The 16,597-nt window shown below is 63.3% G+C and carries 17 protein-coding genes; 10 read left to right on the top strand and 7 right to left on the bottom strand.

The window, feature by feature from the left end; translation table 11 throughout:
• Positions 1 to 441 precede the first annotated feature (441 nt).
• From BMW76_RS18540 to BMW76_RS42605, 10 genes are all read left to right on the top strand, one after another.
• Entirely contained in the window at positions 442 to 666 is a 225-nt protein-coding gene (locus BMW76_RS18540; RefSeq protein WP_090867590.1) for a hypothetical protein, read from the top strand.
• A 350-nt stretch (positions 667 to 1,016) separates the two neighbouring features.
• Positions 1,017 to 1,223, top strand: a complete 207-nt coding sequence (locus BMW76_RS18545; RefSeq protein ID WP_090867593.1) for a hypothetical protein — start codon at positions 1,017 to 1,019, stop codon at positions 1,221 to 1,223.
• A 660-nt stretch (positions 1,224 to 1,883) separates the two neighbouring features.
• Positions 1,884 to 2,756 (top strand): GNAT family N-acetyltransferase, encoded by an 873-nt coding sequence (locus BMW76_RS18550; RefSeq protein WP_090867595.1) that lies wholly within the window; start codon positions 1,884 to 1,886, stop codon positions 2,754 to 2,756.
• 3 nt (positions 2,757 to 2,759) lie between these two features.
• Positions 2,760 to 3,686, top strand: a complete 927-nt coding sequence (locus BMW76_RS18555) for a 2-hydroxyacid dehydrogenase (protein ID WP_090867597.1) — start codon at positions 2,760 to 2,762, stop codon at positions 3,684 to 3,686.
• 169 nt (positions 3,687 to 3,855) lie between these two features.
• Complete coding sequence (locus BMW76_RS18560) at positions 3,856 to 5,265, top strand: aspartate aminotransferase family protein (RefSeq protein WP_090867599.1); 1,410 nt, start codon at positions 3,856 to 3,858, stop codon at positions 5,263 to 5,265.
• Between the two features lie 43 nt (positions 5,266 to 5,308).
• Positions 5,309 to 5,806, top strand: coding sequence for an Lrp/AsnC family transcriptional regulator (locus tag BMW76_RS18565; protein WP_090867679.1), 498 nt, complete (start codon positions 5,309 to 5,311; stop codon positions 5,804 to 5,806).
• 94 nt (positions 5,807 to 5,900) lie between these two features.
• Entirely contained in the window at positions 5,901 to 6,965 is a 1,065-nt protein-coding gene (locus tag BMW76_RS18570; RefSeq protein ID WP_090867601.1) for a tartrate dehydrogenase, read from the top strand.
• A gap of 17 nt (positions 6,966 to 6,982) precedes the next feature.
• Positions 6,983 to 8,455 (top strand): NAD-dependent succinate-semialdehyde dehydrogenase, encoded by a 1,473-nt coding sequence (locus BMW76_RS18575; protein ID WP_090867603.1) that lies wholly within the window; start codon positions 6,983 to 6,985, stop codon positions 8,453 to 8,455.
• A complete protein-coding gene (locus BMW76_RS18580) occupies positions 8,452 to 9,420 on the top strand; it encodes a M14 family metallopeptidase (protein WP_090867605.1) in 969 nt (322 codons plus the stop codon). The genes BMW76_RS18575 and BMW76_RS18580 overlap by 4 nt, the downstream gene beginning before the upstream one ends.
• Before the next feature lie 29 nt (positions 9,421 to 9,449).
• Entirely contained in the window at positions 9,450 to 9,539 is a 90-nt protein-coding gene (locus tag BMW76_RS42605) for a hypothetical protein (RefSeq protein WP_407668974.1), read from the top strand.
• Between the two features lie 40 nt (positions 9,540 to 9,579).
• Here BMW76_RS42605 and BMW76_RS18585 read toward each other — a convergent pair whose 3' ends face one another.
• Genes BMW76_RS18585 through BMW76_RS18615 form a run of 7 tightly spaced genes read right to left on the bottom strand, consistent with a single transcriptional unit; the run spans position 9,580 to position 16,581 of the window.
• The gene (locus BMW76_RS18585; protein ID WP_090867607.1) at positions 9,580 to 9,996 is read right to left on the bottom strand and encodes a helix-turn-helix domain-containing protein; all 417 of its coding nucleotides are present in this window, start codon (positions 9,994 to 9,996) and stop codon (positions 9,580 to 9,582) included.
• Positions 9,993 to 11,162 carry an NAD(P)/FAD-dependent oxidoreductase gene (locus BMW76_RS18590; protein WP_090867609.1) on the bottom strand — a complete coding sequence of 390 codons (1,170 nt, stop codon included), beginning with the start codon at positions 11,160 to 11,162 and terminating at the stop codon, positions 9,993 to 9,995. Before BMW76_RS18590 ends, BMW76_RS18585 begins: the two co-directional genes overlap by 4 nt.
• Positions 11,159 to 12,547: an FAD/NAD(P)-dependent oxidoreductase gene (locus BMW76_RS18595; RefSeq protein WP_090867611.1), complete on the bottom strand. Its 1,389-nt coding sequence runs from the start codon at positions 12,545 to 12,547 to the stop codon at positions 11,159 to 11,161. The genes BMW76_RS18590 and BMW76_RS18595 overlap by 4 nt, the downstream gene beginning before the upstream one ends.
• A complete protein-coding gene (locus tag BMW76_RS18600; RefSeq protein ID WP_090867613.1) occupies positions 12,532 to 12,846 on the bottom strand; it encodes a (2Fe-2S)-binding protein in 315 nt (104 codons plus the stop codon). Before BMW76_RS18600 ends, BMW76_RS18595 begins: the two co-directional genes overlap by 16 nt.
• Complete coding sequence (locus BMW76_RS18605; RefSeq protein WP_245763271.1) at positions 12,843 to 14,666, bottom strand: ABC transporter ATP-binding protein; 1,824 nt, start codon at positions 14,664 to 14,666, stop codon at positions 12,843 to 12,845. The genes BMW76_RS18600 and BMW76_RS18605 overlap by 4 nt, the downstream gene beginning before the upstream one ends.
• Before the next feature lie 20 nt (positions 14,667 to 14,686).
• Positions 14,687 to 15,628: an ABC transporter permease gene (locus BMW76_RS18610; RefSeq protein ID WP_090867617.1), complete on the bottom strand. Its 942-nt coding sequence runs from the start codon at positions 15,626 to 15,628 to the stop codon at positions 14,687 to 14,689.
• Positions 15,625 to 16,581 carry an ABC transporter permease gene (locus tag BMW76_RS18615; RefSeq protein WP_090867619.1) on the bottom strand — a complete coding sequence of 319 codons (957 nt, stop codon included), beginning with the start codon at positions 16,579 to 16,581 and terminating at the stop codon, positions 15,625 to 15,627. Before BMW76_RS18615 ends, BMW76_RS18610 begins: the two co-directional genes overlap by 4 nt.
• Between the last annotated feature and the right edge of the window lie 16 nt (positions 16,582 to 16,597).

Consider the following 16,597-nt stretch of genomic DNA (forward strand, 5'->3'; position numbering starts at 1 on the left):
TGGCCGAAGAAATTCCCTGTCGTAACCAATTACATGTGCTCGTTCGATAGTAGTTCGCACGTATGCCTTTCGCAAACCAGGATTGGCCCGTGACGCATGCACGGCACGGTCGTGCGACTGGCATGGCCTATGCGCCGACTGATGCGCCGGGTGAATACCGTGCGCGCGGCGCGAGCGGTGCTGCCACCGTTCATGTCCGACAACAGCAAGACGGTCGATGTGGGGCAGCTTGTAAACGATGCGACGAATACGGGTGCTCTGCTTCTCGCGTTGCCTCTCGCTCTGCTTCTCCCTTTGGCTTCGTTCGCATTGCCCGGTAGCCCACACCGTATCGGGTCTGAATTACCTATACTGGTGGTTCGAGCCCTACGCGTTGCCGCCACTGATCGAAGCGCGCCTTTGCTCGCATTGGCATCACGCGATATTTTTTCTGGAACTGCCATGTCCACGCTCGTCATCAAAGATCTCTCCCAAAGCGTCGAACTCGATCGCGCGGCCATGACGGCCATCGTCGGCGGCGCAAGAACGGGGGGACGCTTCTTTGGCGTCACCGCGCAAGCGCTGCCCGCCGCGACGCGCGTAGTCGACTATCCCGCAGGATTCCCGACGGCCGCGCGTCAACCCGTCGATGAGCGTATACCGCCACAAAGCCTTTTGCGCAAATAGCAGTAGCCCTCTCGTCCATTGCTCACGTGTACCTTCTCTCCGTATGCCGCTACGCGGCGGCATACGGAGAGCGTTCATTCGCGCGTCGACGCGCCGCATCGATTGACACGTCGGGTTCATTCCAACAACCGTCCACGCGCGACGGTGTGGTCGACGCCAACAGAATTTCGCCGGCACGACGGCCAACCGGTCATAGACGCGCGAGCACGCTCCGATATTCCCTTGCGCAGAGGCATTTTTCAACGCGCAATGTGCGTTACCCCTCACAGTGCGGCCAAATCGGCATACGCGTTGCGGAACTGCAAGCGAGCGCTGAATCGTGCTCGTCTATCCGCATCGGGAGAATTGCCATGAAAGCCACTGTCGTAGTGAAAGACCTGTCCCCATCCACCACCCTCGATCGCAAGGAAACCGCGCTGACGCCCGACAAGATGAAAAGCATTGTCGGCGGACGAAGCGTTGCCGTGACGGTCGACGGCACACATAACGGCACTGTCGACGATTGGGCAATCGACACGGCTATTTTCGAGGGGCGTATCAAAGGACCGATGATTTGAGGTGCTATTTGATGTTTGCTTCCGGGTGTTGGCAGAGCGAGGCCCCTTTGTTCCTGAATCGGGCAGAGGGGCGGCTTTGAACGGTTCGAACGCTTTGGCGATCTTTTGCGATCCGATCACGCATCCGTGCCAGATATATGCGCTCATTCACTCGCGTGGCGAGGCATGGGAAGGGAAGGGAACTGCCGCCACGAACGTGCACCCGTTTCAATCCTCCCGTGCTGACTCAACGGCGGCGATGACACGGAGTGGAATTACCTTCACGACTACACGATGAAATCACGCTTCCAGCTCATCGCCACGATAGCGATCGTCAGCGCATTGCTTTCCGCTTGTGGGAGTTTCGGTTGTGCGGGCGCTGGCGGTAACAGCGGTTATGCTGCCGGTTGCACCGCGGGGACACGATTTTAGTGTCGGCTCTCAGCAATATTCCTAGATGAGGGAACCGGCATCGACGGGATGCGCCGAATGCGGCCGCAGAGGCCAACGACTTCGGGGAAACCTGCTAATCATGGACCGCTCACCTCGACCCTGATGAGGCCCGCGTGCGCTTTCAAGTCGGGCCGCGCATCCACACAATCGACGACAACAGGATCGTCCTATCCTGCCGCCTTCGTGGCATGTCAGAGTAACGGGGAGCCTCTATCGTGGAGTATCTCCATGTCCGCCACTGAAGCATCCACCGTTCTCTACCGCCCCTTCACCGTCGATGACATCGCCGCCGCACATGCGTTGTCACTCGACGTCAAATGGCCGCATCGCGCCGATGACTGGCGCTTCGTGCTGGATGCCGGCGCGGGTTTCGTCGCGCAGGATGGCGAGCGTGTGGTCGGCACCGCGCTGTGCTGGGAGTATGGCGGTGACGGCGGCTCGCTCGGCATGGTGATCGTCGCGCCCGATCAACAGGGCAAGGGCATCGGCCGCAAGCTGATGGACCTGCTGCTCGAAGCGCTCGGCAATCGCATCACCGTTTTGCACGCGACGCCCGCGGGCGAGCCGCTGTATGCGAAGCTCGGGTTCACGCGCATCGGCGCGATTCATCAGCATCAATCCGCCGGTTTCACTGTGCCTCGCGTCGACTTGCAGGCGGGCGAAAGCGTGCGTGCGATCGAGACGCGCGATACGGCAGCGCTCGTCGCGCTCGCATCGCGCGCGAGCGGGCTTGACCGGAGCGCGCTGCTGCCTTCGCTCCTGAACGTCGCCCAAGGCATTCTGCTCGAACGGGACGGCGAAACACTGGGCTTCGCGCTCATTCGCGAGTTCGGGCGCGGCCACGCGATCGGCCCGGTCGTTTCCATCACCGCCGACCAGCAACACGTGCGCCGCGCGCAAGCGCTCATCGCGCATTGGCTCGCGCATAACGAAGGCAAGTTCACGCGCATCGACACGCCGGACGAAAGCGGTCTGTCGGACTGGCTCGAAGGCGCCCGCCTCAAGCGCGTCGATACGGTCATCAAGATGGCGCGCAATGGCAGGCTGCCGCACGATGCATCCGTCGTGCAATTCGCGATCATCAACCAGGCGCTGTGCTGACTCATGACCATCCTCTATAAGGCCGATCCCGAACGCGGCAAGCAATGGGCGCAACGCTTCGCGCAAAAAGCGCCGGACATGCCGTTCCGTTTGTGGCCCGATATCGGTGATCCCGCTGCCGTGCACTATCTCGCCGCGTGGCAGCCACCCGCCGATATCATGCAGACCTTGCCTAATCTCAAGGTGATCTTCTCGGTGGGCGCGGGCATCGATCAGTTCGATCTGTCGAGCGTGCCGCCGCATGTTGCCGTCGTGCGCATGACCGAGCCGGGCATCGCCGAAGGCATGGTGGAATATGTGACGCAGGCGGTGCTCACGATTCATCGCGACCTCTTCGATTACGCCGTGCAGCAGCGCGAGCGCGTATGGCTCGAAAGGCCCGTACGCGCGGCGTCGACGCGGCGCATCGGCGTGTTGGGGCTCGGCATGCTCGGCACGGCGGTGCTGAACACGCTGCGTCTCTTCGGCTTTCCTTGCGCGGGCTGGAGCCGTTCGCCGCATGAAATAGCAGGCGTCGAATGTTATACGGGCATCGAATCGCTCGATGCTTTCCTCGCGCGTACGGATATCCTCGTGTGCCTGCTGCCGCTCACGGATGCGACGCGCGGTCTCATCGGCAAGCGCGTGTTCGGGGCGCTGCCCGAAGGCGCGTCTTTCATCAACGTGGGGCGCGGCCAACACGTGATTCAGCAAGACCTGCTCGATGCGCTCGACAGCGGCCGTCTTCACGCCGCGATTCTCGATGTGACCGAGCCCGAACCGTTGCCGCCGACTCATCCGTTCTGGACGCACCCGCGCGTTCGCCTGACGCCGCATATCGCGAGCGCGACGCGCCCCGAGACCGCCGTCGACGTGGTGCTGGAAAATCTGCGCCGCCATCGCGCGGGAGAGCACATGATCGGTGAGATCGACCGCACACGCGGCTACTGAAACCGCCGCGCAGAGCGCGCAGCACAAAATGCTGCAAGCGCCCCGCAAAACGCGGCATTTTCGTTTTTTGGGGATTTTTTTGGCGATGCGCGTGATGCGGCTCTGCCGATAGTATGAAACGGTCACGAGCTATTTCGAACACTGTCCGCACAAAAGAGAGAGCCGCATCATGTCGATCAAGTCGCTTGTCGAGTCCGACCGTCAGCATCTGATTCATCCCGTCGTCAGCTATCGTGCGCATGAGGCGCGCGGCGTCACTGTCCTCGATTCCGCCGATGGCGTGTTCCTGCGTGATATCGAAGGCAACCAGCTACTGGACGCGTTCTCCGGCCTTTGGTGCGTGAACACGGGCTATGGGCATGCGAGTATCGTCGATGCCGCCGCGAAGCAGATGGCGAAGCTGCCTTACGCGACCGGCTACTTCCACTTCGGCTCCGAGCCCGCAATCGAACTGGCCGCGAAGCTCGTGGAACTCGCGCCCGCATCGCTGCAACACGTGTACTTCACGCTCGGCGGCTCGGATGCCGTCGATTCCGCCCTGCGCTTCATCACGCACTACTACAACGCGACGGGCCGTCCGTCGAAGAAGCACTGCATCGCGCTGCAACGCGGCTATCACGGATCGTCGTCGATCGGTGCGGGCCTGACCGCGTTGCCCGCGTTTCATCGCAACTTCGATCTGCCGCTTGCGACGCAGCACCACATTCCGTCGCCGTATGCCTATCGTAATGACTATGCCGATGACGCCGCGCTCATCGACGCATCGGTGAAAGCGCTCGAAGCGAAGGTCGCGGAGCTCGGCGCACACAACGTCGCGGCATTCTTCTGCGAGCCGATTCAAGGCTCGGGCGGCGTGATCGTGCCGCCCGTCGGCTGGCTGAAGGCGATGCGCGAAGTGTGCCGCAAGCTCGACATCCTCTTCGTCGCCGATGAAGTCATCACCGGCTTCGGTCGAACCGGCCCGCTCTTCGCATGCGAAGGCGAAGGCGTCGAGCCCGATCTGATGACGGTCGCGAAGGGCCTCACCGCGGGCTATGCACCCATGGGCGCAGTGCTCATGTCCGATGCGGTCTATCAGGGCATCGCCGATGGCGGCGATGTATCGGCCGCGATCGGTCACGGCCACACGTACTCTGCGCATCCCGTGAGCGCGGCCATCGGTCTCGAAGTCATGCGGCTCTATCACGAGGGCGGCCTGCTCGCGAACGGCCAGGCGCGGGCACCGCGTTTCGCGCAGGGACTCGATGCGCTGCTCGATCATCCGCTCGTGGGCGATGCGCGTCATCGCGGCCTGCTCGGCGCGCTCGAACTGGTCGCCGACAAGGACAGCAAGCGCGGCTTCGATGCATCACTGAAGCTTCCTGATCGCATCGCCGCAGCGGCGTATCGCAATGGCCTCGTGTTCCGCGCATTCGGCGACAACATTCTCGGCTTTGCACCGGCGCTGTGCTATACGGAGGCAAACTTCGACACGATGTTCGAGCGCCTCGCCAAAACGCTCGACGACGTGCTCGCACAGAGCGACGTGCGCACTGCATTGAAGGGCGTTTCCGGATGTGGTTCTCGCGCGGCCGCGTGATAACATCGACCGACCGCCGACATGCAAGACCGAACCCGCCACGATGAGCAACGACAGCAAGCTGGACCGAATCGATCTGCGTATCCTTTCGCAATTGCAGAAACGCGGACGTATCACGAACGTGGAACTCGCCGATGCGGTCGGCCTGTCGCCCAGCCCTTGCCTGATTCGCGTGAAGCGGCTGGAGAAGGCGGGTTATATCGTCGGCTATGGTGCGCAGATCCAACTGGAGAAACTCGGCGACGTGCAGGTGGTCTTCACCGAAGTCACGCTCGCCGATCATCGCCGCGAGGACTTCATCAGGTTCGTCAATGCGGTGAGGGATGTCGACGAGATCGTCGAATGTCATCTCGCGAGCGGCGGTTACGACTACCTGCTCAAGTTCGTCACACGCAGCGTGAGTCACTATCAAAGCATCATCGAGGGGCTGCTGGAGCGCGGCATCGGCATCGAAAAGTACTTCAGCTACGTCATCATCAAGACGTCATTCGTGAAGTCGCATTACCCGCTCGAATCGCTCTTTTCGCAGCACCATCACTGAGGCACGCGCCTCTCACTCTATTTATCGAAAGCACGCACGCGCTTTACGCGCGCGCGTGCTTTTTCTCGTCTATCAACTTCACGCGGAGTAGTTCATGTCCAGCACCTATCGCATTGCCGTGATTCCGGGCGACGGCATCGGCAAAGAAGTGATGCCCGAAGCGTTGCGCGCGCTCGATGCCGTGAGCAAGCGTTTCAACATCGCGCTCGACTATCGGCACATCGAGTGGGCGAGCTGCGACTACTACGCGCAGCACGGCCAGATGATGCCCGACGACTGGAAAGCCCAGTTGCAAGACGCCGATGCGATTCTGTTCGGCGCGGTGGGCTGGCCGCAGACGGTGCCGGACCATATTTCGCTGTGGGGCTCGCTGCTCAAGTTCCGCCGCGAGTTCGACCAGTACATCAATCTGCGGCCCGCGCGTTTGTTCGATGGCGTGCCCTCGCCGCTCGCCAATCGCAAGGCAGGCGATATCGACTTCATGATCGTGCGCGAGAACACGGAAGGCGAGTACTCGTCGGTCGGCGGCGTATCGTTCGAAGGCACCGAGCGCGAGTTCGTGTCGCAGACTTCCATCTTCACGCGCAAAGGCGCGGAGCGTGTCTTGAAGTTCGCGTTCGATCTGGCGCAGAAGCGCAAGAAGAAAATCACCGTCGCGACGAAGAGCAACGGCATCTCGATCAGCATGCCGTGGTGGGATTCGCGCGCCGCTGAAATCGCCGGGCAATATCCGGACGTCGCATGGGACAAGCAGCACATCGACATCCTGTGCGCACGCTTTGTACTGAATCCGGATCGCTTCGATGTGGTCGTCGCCACGAATCTTTTCGGCGATATTCTCTCGGACCTCGGCCCGGCGTGCACGGGTACGATCGGCATCGCGCCATCGGCGAACATGAATCCGGAGCGCACTTTCCCCTCGCTGTTCGAGCCCGTGCACGGGTCCGCGCCGGATATCGCGGGAAAGGGCATTGCCAATCCGATCGCGATGATCTGGTCCGCCGCGATGATGCTCGATTTCCTCGGCGAGCGTGAAGCCCACGATGCAATGCTTGCCGCGATCTCGGCGATATTGAGAGAAGGCCCACGCACGGGCGATCTGGGCGGCACGGCAAAGACGACGGAAGTCGGGGCAGCCATTGCGCGACTGCTCGCCTGATCTTTATGGAGACCCTCATGACGCAACGATATGAGTTGAGCGATCTGATTCGCGCCGACAACTTCATCGACGGCAAATGGGTGCCTGCGGCGAGCGGCAAGCGCTTCGCCGTCAGCGATCCCGCGACGGGCGAAGTCATCGCGCACGTCGCCGACAGCGGCCCCGCCGATGCGCGCGCTGCCACCGATGCCGCCGCCCGCGCCTTCCCCGCCTGGCGCGATACCTTGCCGAAAGATCGCGCGGCCGTGCTGCATCGCTGGCACGCGTCGATCGTCGAAAACGCGGACGCGCTCGGGCGGCTCATCTCGCTCGAACAAGGCAAGCCGTTCGCCGAAGGCCGTGGCGAAGTGATGTACGGCGCGTCGTATGTCGCATGGTTCGCGGATGAAGCCACGCGCATCTACGGCGACATCATTCCGCAGCAGCAACGCGGCAAGCGCATGAGCGCCGTGAAGGAGCCGGTGGGCATCGTCGCGGCGATCACGCCGTGGAATTTCCCGCTCGCGATGATCGCGCGCAAGATCGCGCCCGCGCTCGCGGCGGGCTGCACGGTCGTCGGCAAGCCGGCGGAAGATACGCCGCTCACCGCGCTCGCGCTGGTGATGCTCGCGCATGAAGCAGGCGTGCCGGCCGGTGCATTGAATCTCATCAGCGCATCGCGCGACAACGCGCACGAAGCCGTCGCCGACTGGCTCGAAGACGGCCGCGTGCGCAAGATCACGTTCACGGGCTCGACACCCGTCGGCAAGTATCTCGCGCGCGAATCCGCGGGCACGTTGAAGAAGCTGTCGCTGGAACTCGGCGGCAACGCGCCCTTCATCGTGTTCGACGACGCCGATCTCGATGCCGCCGTCACCGGCCTCATGGCATCGAAGTTCCGCAACGGCGGACAGACGTGCGTGTGCCCGAATCGCGTGTACGTGCAGTCGTCCGTCTATCACAGGTTCGCGGACTTGCTGACGAAGCGCGTCTGCGAATTGAAGGTCGCGCCCGCGACGGACCCGGACGCGCAAATCGGCCCGATGATCAACGCGCGCGCGGTTGAAAAGATCGAGCGTCATGTGAACGACGCGGTGAAGCGCGGCGCGCGCGTCCTCACGGGCGGCAAGCGCCGCGCCGAACTTGGTGCGAACTATTACGCGCCCACGGTCCTCGCCGACGCCACGCCCGACATGCAACTGAGCTGCGAAGAGACCTTCGGCCCGGTTGTATCGCTTTTCCGGTTCGACGATGAAGCCGAAGCCATCCGCGCGGCGAACGATACGCCCTTCGGCCTCGCATCGTATTTCTACAGCCAGGATCTGCGACGCATCGACCGCGTGTCGCGTCTGCTCGAAACAGGTCTCGTCGGCATCAACGAAGGCGCGATTTCGAGCGAGGCTGCGCCGTTCGGCGGCGTGAAGGAATCGGGCTACGGACGCGAAGGCTCGAAGTACGGTCTCGACGATTACCTCTCGATCAAGTACCTCTGCCAGGGTGGCCTCGAATGAACGCTTATCCGATCGAGATCACGTTTCCGGATATCAGCGCACATGCATCGGGCAGCGCGGGCGTGCCGTATGTGCATACGTTCGATTCGGGGATCGACGGTCCTCATGTGATGATCAACGCGCTCACGCACGGCAACGAAGTGTGCGGCGCGATCGTCGTCGACGAACTGCTGCGCGCGAAGCTGCGGCCGCGTCGCGGCAAGCTCACGCTCGCATTCGCCAATGTCGATGCCTACGCGCGCTTCGATGCGGACAACCCTGACGCATCGCGCTTCGTCGATCAGGACTTCAACCGCGTATGGACCGCGCACACGCTCGACGACGCCTCGCGCGATTCGAGCGAGTTGCGCCGTGCCCGCGCGATGCGGCCCGTCATCGACACCGTCGATCTGCTGCTCGACTTGCATTCGATGCATGAGAAGAGCAAGCCGTTGATCGTCGCGGGGCCGCTCGATAAAGGCATCGAGTTGTCGGCGAGGCTCGGCACGCCCGCGACCGTCATTTGCGATGAAGGACATCCCGAAGGCCGGCGCATGCGCGACTACGAAGGCTTCGGTGATCCATCGAGCGGAAAGAACGCGTTGCTGATCGAATGCGGACAGCATTGGGAAGCGAGCGCCGTTACGGTCGCGCGCGACGTGACGGCGCGCTTTCTTGTTCTGTCCGGCGTGGTCGAAAAGGAAGACCTGCCTGCTGGCTGGATTCAGGCATCGCCGCAGGAAATGCTCGTCGTGCGCGTGACGGAGCCCGTCGTCGCGACGAGCATGGACTTCCGCTTCGCAGCCGACTACACCGGCCTCGAAGTATTTCCCAAAGCCGGCAGTGTGATCGGCTGGACCAATGGCGATCCCGTGAAGACACCCTACGACGACTGCATGCTCGTCATGCCCTCGCTGCGTCAGTTGCGGCCAGGCGTGACGGTCGTGCGGCTCGGCAAGATCGAACGGCGCATTCAATCGTCCTGACGGCGAGACCATGAAACACGATCCACTTCATGGACGGCGATGCGCTCTTCTTCGCGGCGAACACCGAAGGCACATGGGCAGTCAATGAATCCATGCGCAAGGGCGATGTCATCTTCTGAAGCGCGTCCACGCGTGCGCAAGTGGATCATTCAGGAAGCGCTAGGCGACATGCGCATCGTCGGGCGCAAATATCCGCGTCCTGGCTTGCGCGACGCGCTTCTTCAAACAGGCATCGAACTCGGCTGACCGCGATTTCTGGCGCGTACGCTCCACAAAGGCACTCGGCGTCATGCCGCACAAGCGCTTGAAATGCCGCGCCAGATGGCTTTGATCGAAAAAGCCCACTTCCGTCGCGACGACCGATCCGGGTACGCCCGCAAGCAATAAGGTCTGTGCTCGGCGCACGCGCAACTCGCACAGATACTTGTACGGCGAAAGCCCGAATTGCTCACGAAACACTGTCGCGAAGCGCGATACGCTCAGCGCCGAGAGATCCGCGAGCTGCGCGAGGCTCACGGTCTTGTCGAAATTGGCTTCGATATACGCGAGCGCGTCGATCAGATTGGCTTGGCTCATGGTGAAGTCTGGGAAGTAACCGATTCGGCGTGCGTCGACGAAGCGCGCTGAAATCGTCCAATGGAAAACGAAGCGAGATCGATGGGCGTGCTGCCCGTATCGAGCAATTCGGCGAGCGTTTCGCCGACGCCCGGGCCAATCTGAAAACCGGAACCGGAAAAGCCGAATGCATAGAACAAACCGTCTGCTTTCGTGCTCGGGCCGATCACCGGCTCCGAATCCGGCAGATAACTTTCCACGCCACTCCACACGCGAATCACATGCAGCGGACGCATCGCGGGGACCATGCGGAGGAACTGCGCCATCTGCGCGACGGTGTTGTCAGGCAGCACGCCTGCGCGGCGGGTCGTTGCATCCACCGGGACGGTCGGGCCGCCGCCCAGCACGATATTTCCGCGCGCTACCTGCCGGAAATACACGCTCTCTTCCTTGATCGACGTGTACACGCCCATCGAGAACCTGAACACGTAAGGCACGGGTTCCGTCACCGCCATTTGCGGGCCGCGCGCGACGAGCGGCACGGGCTCGCCGAATTGCGTCGACAGCGCATCGGCCCATGCGCCCGCGCAGATGAGTACCTGCTCCGCGCGATACACATCGCCCGTTGCGCTTTCGACGCGAAAGCCGCCTGCGTCCTTTTCGACGCGCACCACTTCGGTGTTCTCGACGATGCGCGCGCCGAGTCGTGCCGCCGCGCGTCCGAATGCGGGCGCGGCAAGGCGCGGGTTCGCGTGACCATCGAGCGGCGAGACGGATGCGGCGAGTACATCGCGGCCGAGAAACGGAAAGCGCCTGAACATCGCCGCGCCATCGAGCACTTCGAGATCGAGGCCGTAGGCGCGCGCATCGGCGGCATAGCGATGAAAGTATTCGGCGTCACGCGCGTGATAGCACACGCGCGTATGACCCGACGGCAGGAACTCGACATCCTCGCCGAGCAATTCACGCGAACGCCGCCATGTTTCCAATGCGCGGTTCGACATGGCGAGTTGTTCGAGCGCGCGTCCTTGCCGGCGCACGCCGCCGAAATTCACGCCGCTCGCCTGCTGCCCCGTCAAACCGCGTTCGAGCAGAATCACCGAGCGCTGGCGGCGGCGCAGAAAAAACGCAGTCGTCGTGCCGACGATGCCGCCGCCGATCACGATCACATCGGCATGCCCGTTCATTCGCTCGTCTCCATGTCCTCATGCGACGACAGCGCCATCGGCAAAGGTTTGACGGGTGCCTGGCCACGCAGGCGGCCGACCGCTTCGAGCGGCACACGCGCTTGCGCAGCGATGACTTCCGCGCCCGCATGCGCGCAGAAGCGGCCCTGACATCGGCCCATGCCGACGCGTGAGAACGCCTTTGCGCGATTCGCTTCTTTCGCGCCCATCTCATTCACGACGCGTCGCAGCTCGCCTGCCGTGATCGCTTCGCATCGGCAAACGATGGTTTCATCCGGCAATGCCGCGGCGAATCGCGCGGGCCACGGAAACGCCGTGCGCAAGCCCGCGGCGAAGCGCGTGAAGCGTGATAGCTGCTTGCGCAACTCGACGGCCTCGGTGTCGTCGTGCCTCATGCCGATATCCTTCAATGCAGCCAGTGCCGCGAGCCGTCCGGCGCGCTCAGCCGCATCCGCGCCACGCACGCGCGCGCCATCGCCTGCGAGATAGACGCCTTTCACACTACTGCGCCCGTCCTCGTCCGCGACGGGAAGCCATTGCTGCAATGCCTGGTCGAAACGGAATTCGCAGCCCGCGAGATCGGCCAGTTGCGTTTCGGAGCGCAAGTGATAGCCGAGCGCGACGGCATCGCATTCAACTTGCAGCATCGTGCCGTTGGCCTGCTTCACGCGCACGCGTTGCACACCCTCTTGCGGCGTACCTTCGATCGCAATGGGCGTAATGCCGCGATAAACCGGCACGCGTGCGTTTTTGAGCACGCCCATCAACGCGATGCCCTTTTTGAGCGCCGACGGAATCGCGAGCAATTGCGGCAATGCGCGCAGGCGCTGTGCCAATGTCGAGGTATCGAGCACCGCGCTCACTGTCGCGCCCGCCTTCACATATTGCGCGGCGACCAGATACAGCAGCGGTCCCGTGCCCATCATCGCGACGCGCGCGCCGATCGCGCAGCCCTGCGATTTCAGTGCGACCTGCGCGCCGCCGAGGCTATACGTGCCTGCGTGATGCCAGCCGGGAACGGGCATCAGGCGATCCGTCGCGCCGCTGCAGATGATGAGCGCATCGAATGCGATCTTGCGATGACGCGTGCCGCTCACCACATGGACGGCGCCAGGCTCGACGTTCCATACGAGCGTGTCGGGCACATAGTCGATCTTTGTGCGCAACGCATCGAAATCGCGATGCAACGCATGCGCATGTTGCGCTTGCGTGCCGTACAACGTCTCATACGTGCGCGTAAAGCCTTCCGGCTGACGACGATAAATCTGCCCGCCATCGCGCCGGCCCTCGTCGATGACCACAGGACGCAAGCCCGCCTCGACGAGCGCCTGCGCCGCGCGCACACCGGCCGGTCCCGCGCCGATCACGATCACAGTCGCGGCCATATATCCTCCGCCGAAACCGCGAGCCGCGTGACGATCGACATGCCTTCGACCGCCAGCGTCGTGCACGCACGCACACGGTCGCCGTCCGCGGTCCATACCCAGCAGTCCTGGCACGCGCCCATCACGCAGAAGCCCGCGCGCCGGCCATCGCCGAACTCGGAGTCGCGCAGGTCTTCCTGTGAAGTCAGCAGCGCGACCATCAACGTGTCGCCTTCGGCAGCGCGCGCGCGCCTGCCGTCGATGACGATCTCGAACGTCCTGCGGCCTTTCTCCGCGACTCTGACGAAGCGTCCGTTCATGCCGTCACCGTTTCCATCGACTGCATGCGTGCGAGATCGTCGGCGCTGTGATGACAGAGAATCTGCGCACCCGAAGGCAAGGTTTTCCTCGCAGGCGGGCTGACATTGCACTTGCCGTCGATGCGCGCCGCGCAGCGCGAGCGGAAGCAGCAAAGCTCGTGCGCATCGCTTTCGGCGCCGAGCGCGGGCAATGCAGCGAGCGCCATCGCGCGCCGCGAATCGAGCCAGCCGGGGCGCAGCGCAGGCACCGAATCGACGAGCAAGCCCGTATACGGGTGATACGGCGGATGCGAAAGCGCATCGCGCTGACCCGCTTCGACGCACTGGCCCGCATACAGCACGATGACTTCATCGCAGATGGCGCGCACTGTCGAGATGTCGTGGCTGATGAACATGTACGACACCTTCAGCTCGCGGCGCAGTTCCGCGAGCAGATCGAGGATCGCGGCGCCGACGACGGTGTCGAGTGCGGACGTCACTTCATCGCAGAGAATGAGTTCGGGATTCGCCGCGAGCGCGCGCGCGAGATTCACGCGCTGCTTCTGTCCGCCTGACAAGCCGCCCGGCTGGCGCTTCGCGATCGATGCGGGCAGCTTCACGAGATCGAGCAGTTCGAGCATGCGCTTTTGCGCTGGCGCGCCGCGCAGGCCGTGATAGAAGTTCATCGGCCTGGCGAGAATATCGGCGATGGTGCGGCTCGGGTTCAACGCGGTATCGGCGTTCTGGAACACGATCTGCACACGGCGATACTGATCCAGCGTGCGCTCCGACAGCTTCGCCGGCAACGGTTTGCCGTCGAGCAGCACATCGCCGCTCGCGCGATCGACGAGGCCGGCAATCACGCGCGCGAGCGTCGTCTTGCCCGAGCCCGATTCGCCGATCACGCCGAGCGTGGTGCCGCGCGCAATCTTGAGGCTCACGTCATCGAGCACGCGCACGGCGGGCACGCCGTGCGCATCGATGCGGCCATAACCCGCGCTCAGATTGCGAATCTCGAGCAGCGGCGTTTGCTTTGCGTCGTCGGCCGCGCTGAGTTCGACTTCTGGACGGCGTGTCGCCGCGAGCAGCTGACGCGTGTATTCGTCCGCGGGCGCGTCGAGCAACTGCGCGGTCGTGCCGTTCTCGCGCACCCGTCCGCCGTTCAACACGACGATCCCGTCCGCCATCTGCGCGACCACGGCCAGATCGTGCGATACGTACACCGCCGTCGTGCCCAGCTCCCGCACCACACCCTTGAACGCCGCGAGCACTTCGATCTGCGTGGTCACGTCGAGCGCGGTGGTCGGCTCATCGAACACGACGACGGCGGGATCGGTGATCAACGCCATCGCCGCCATCAGGCGCTGCAACTGACCGCCCGATACCTGATGCGGATAGCGATCGCCGATGGTGTCCGGATCCGGCAACGCCAGCGACCGGAACAGACCGATCGCTTTCTGACGCGCGACAGCGGGCGTCATCAACTTGTGCAGCAGCGCGGGCTCGGTCACCTGATCCATGATCGTGCGCGCCGGATTGAAGCCCGCCGATGCGCTCTGCGCAACGTACGCGACCGTGCGCGCGCGCAATGCGCGGCGGCCTTTTTCATCGAGTGCGAGCACATCGATATCGCCGATCTTCACGGACCCGCCCGCAATCGAACACCCGCCGCGCGCATGCCCGAGCAGCGCCAACGCAATGGTCGTCTTGCCCGAGCCCGACTCGCCGATCAACGCGAGCACTTCGCCTTTCTTCACGGTGAAATCGACGCCCTTCACGATTTCGACGACGGGATCGGGCGCTACGTCCGCGACAACACGCAAGCCCTTTACTTCGATCATGTTCGTGCTCGTTGTCATATTCACTGTCTGCCTCCGTGCGAACGCGCACCATGACGACGCAGGCTGTCGATGAGCAGATTCACACCGACTGTGAGCGTCGCAATCGCGACGGCGGGCATCAGCACCGCGGGCGCGCCTTCCGCGAGACCGCCGATGTTCTCGCGCACGAGCGAGCCCCAGTCCGCGTTTGGCGGCTGCACGCCTAGGCCCAGAAAGCTCAGCCCCGAAAGCAGCAGCACGATGAACACGAAGCGCAGGCCGAAGTCCGCGAGCATCGGATGAATCATGTTGGGCAGCACTTCCACACGTGCGATATAGAACAGCTTCTCGCCGCGCGCCTTCGCGACCTGCACGTATTCGAGCGTCATGATGTTCACCGCGAGCGAGCGCGAGATACGGAACGCGCCGGGGATATACGCGAGTGCGGCGACCATCATGAGCATCGGAATGGACGAGCCGAATGCCGCGATCACGACGAGCGCGAGAATCTTGCTCGGGATCGAGATCAGCGCGTCGAAGAGGCGACTCAGGACTTCATCGACCCAGCGGCCCGACACCGCGGCAACGAGACCGAAGAACGTGCCGATGACGCTCGCCGCCACCGTCGACGCGAGCGCGAGCCCGACCGTGTATTGCGTGCCGTAGAGAATGCGGCTCAGCATGTCGCGGCCGAGATAGTCGGTGCCCAACAGATGCGCCGCGCTGTACGAGCCGAAGATTTCCGTCGACGTAAACGCGCCGCCTTTGTACGGCGCGATGACGGGGCCGATGAACGCTACCGCGAGCCAGAACACGACGATGAGCAGACCGGTCAGCCCGAGCACCGAGAAGCGGCCGACGAGGCGGCTCAACACGCCGCGCCTGGCGACGGACGTCGGTTCCTGCTGCGCATCCGCACAAGGCTGTGCGGAAGGTTGCTCGTATAGCACGGTCGTGGCATGAGAAGGAGCGTGTCGGTTCATCGTTGACGCAGCCTTGGGTTGGATACGATCTGACACAGGTCCGCGATGAGCACGAGCGCGAGATACGCCGCGCAAAACACCATCACGCAGCCCTGCACGAGCGGCATGTCGCGGTTGGTGACGGCATCGACCATCAGGCTCGCGAGACCGGGATAGTTGAAGATCGATTCGACGATCACCACGCCGCCGAACAGATACGACAGCGAAAGCGCAACCGCGTTGGCGATCGGACCGATGGTGTTCGGCAACACGTGCCGTAACACGACACGCATTGGCGAAGCGCCCTTCAGCACGGCCATCTCGACATACGACGCGTTCAGCTGATCGAGCACTGCCGCGCGCGTCATGCGCGCCATCTGCGCAACGATCACGCAGCAAAGCGTCATCACCGGCATCGCGTACGTGCGCACGAGTGCGCCGAACGACGACACATCCGACAGATACGACAGCGCCGGCAGCCAGCGCAGCTTCACTGCGAAGATCAGCACGGCGATGGTCGCGACGAGAAACTCCGGCACGGCGACAGTCGAAAGCGTGAGCACGTTGAGCACGCGATCGAGCAGCGAGCCGCGATACATCGCCGAAAGAATGCCGATCACGAGCGCGAGCGGCACGGACACGAGCGCCGTCAATCCCGCGAGCACGAGCGAATTCGGCAGACGCGTGGAGATCAACTCACTGACGGGCAGATTGTTGGACAGCGAGGTGCCGAAGTTGCCCGTCACCACATGCGCGAGCCATTGCACATAACGCGTGATCGCGGGTTGATCGAGACCGAACTGATGCCGCAGAGCCGCCACCTGCTCGGGCGTGGCGGCCTGGCCGAGCGCCTGCTGCGCGGCATCGCCCGGTAAAAGTCCGGTGATGCCGAACACGATCATCGACACTATCCACAGCGTGAACAGCGCGAGCCCGAGGCGCGCGGCAACGAGTCGTTGCGCGTGAGCTTTCATCGGATATCGCCTCCCG

Origin of the sequence: Paraburkholderia diazotrophica (assembly GCF_900108945.1) — a bacterium.
GTDB classification, from domain to species: Bacteria; Pseudomonadota; Gammaproteobacteria; order Burkholderiales; family Burkholderiaceae; genus Paraburkholderia; species Paraburkholderia diazotrophica.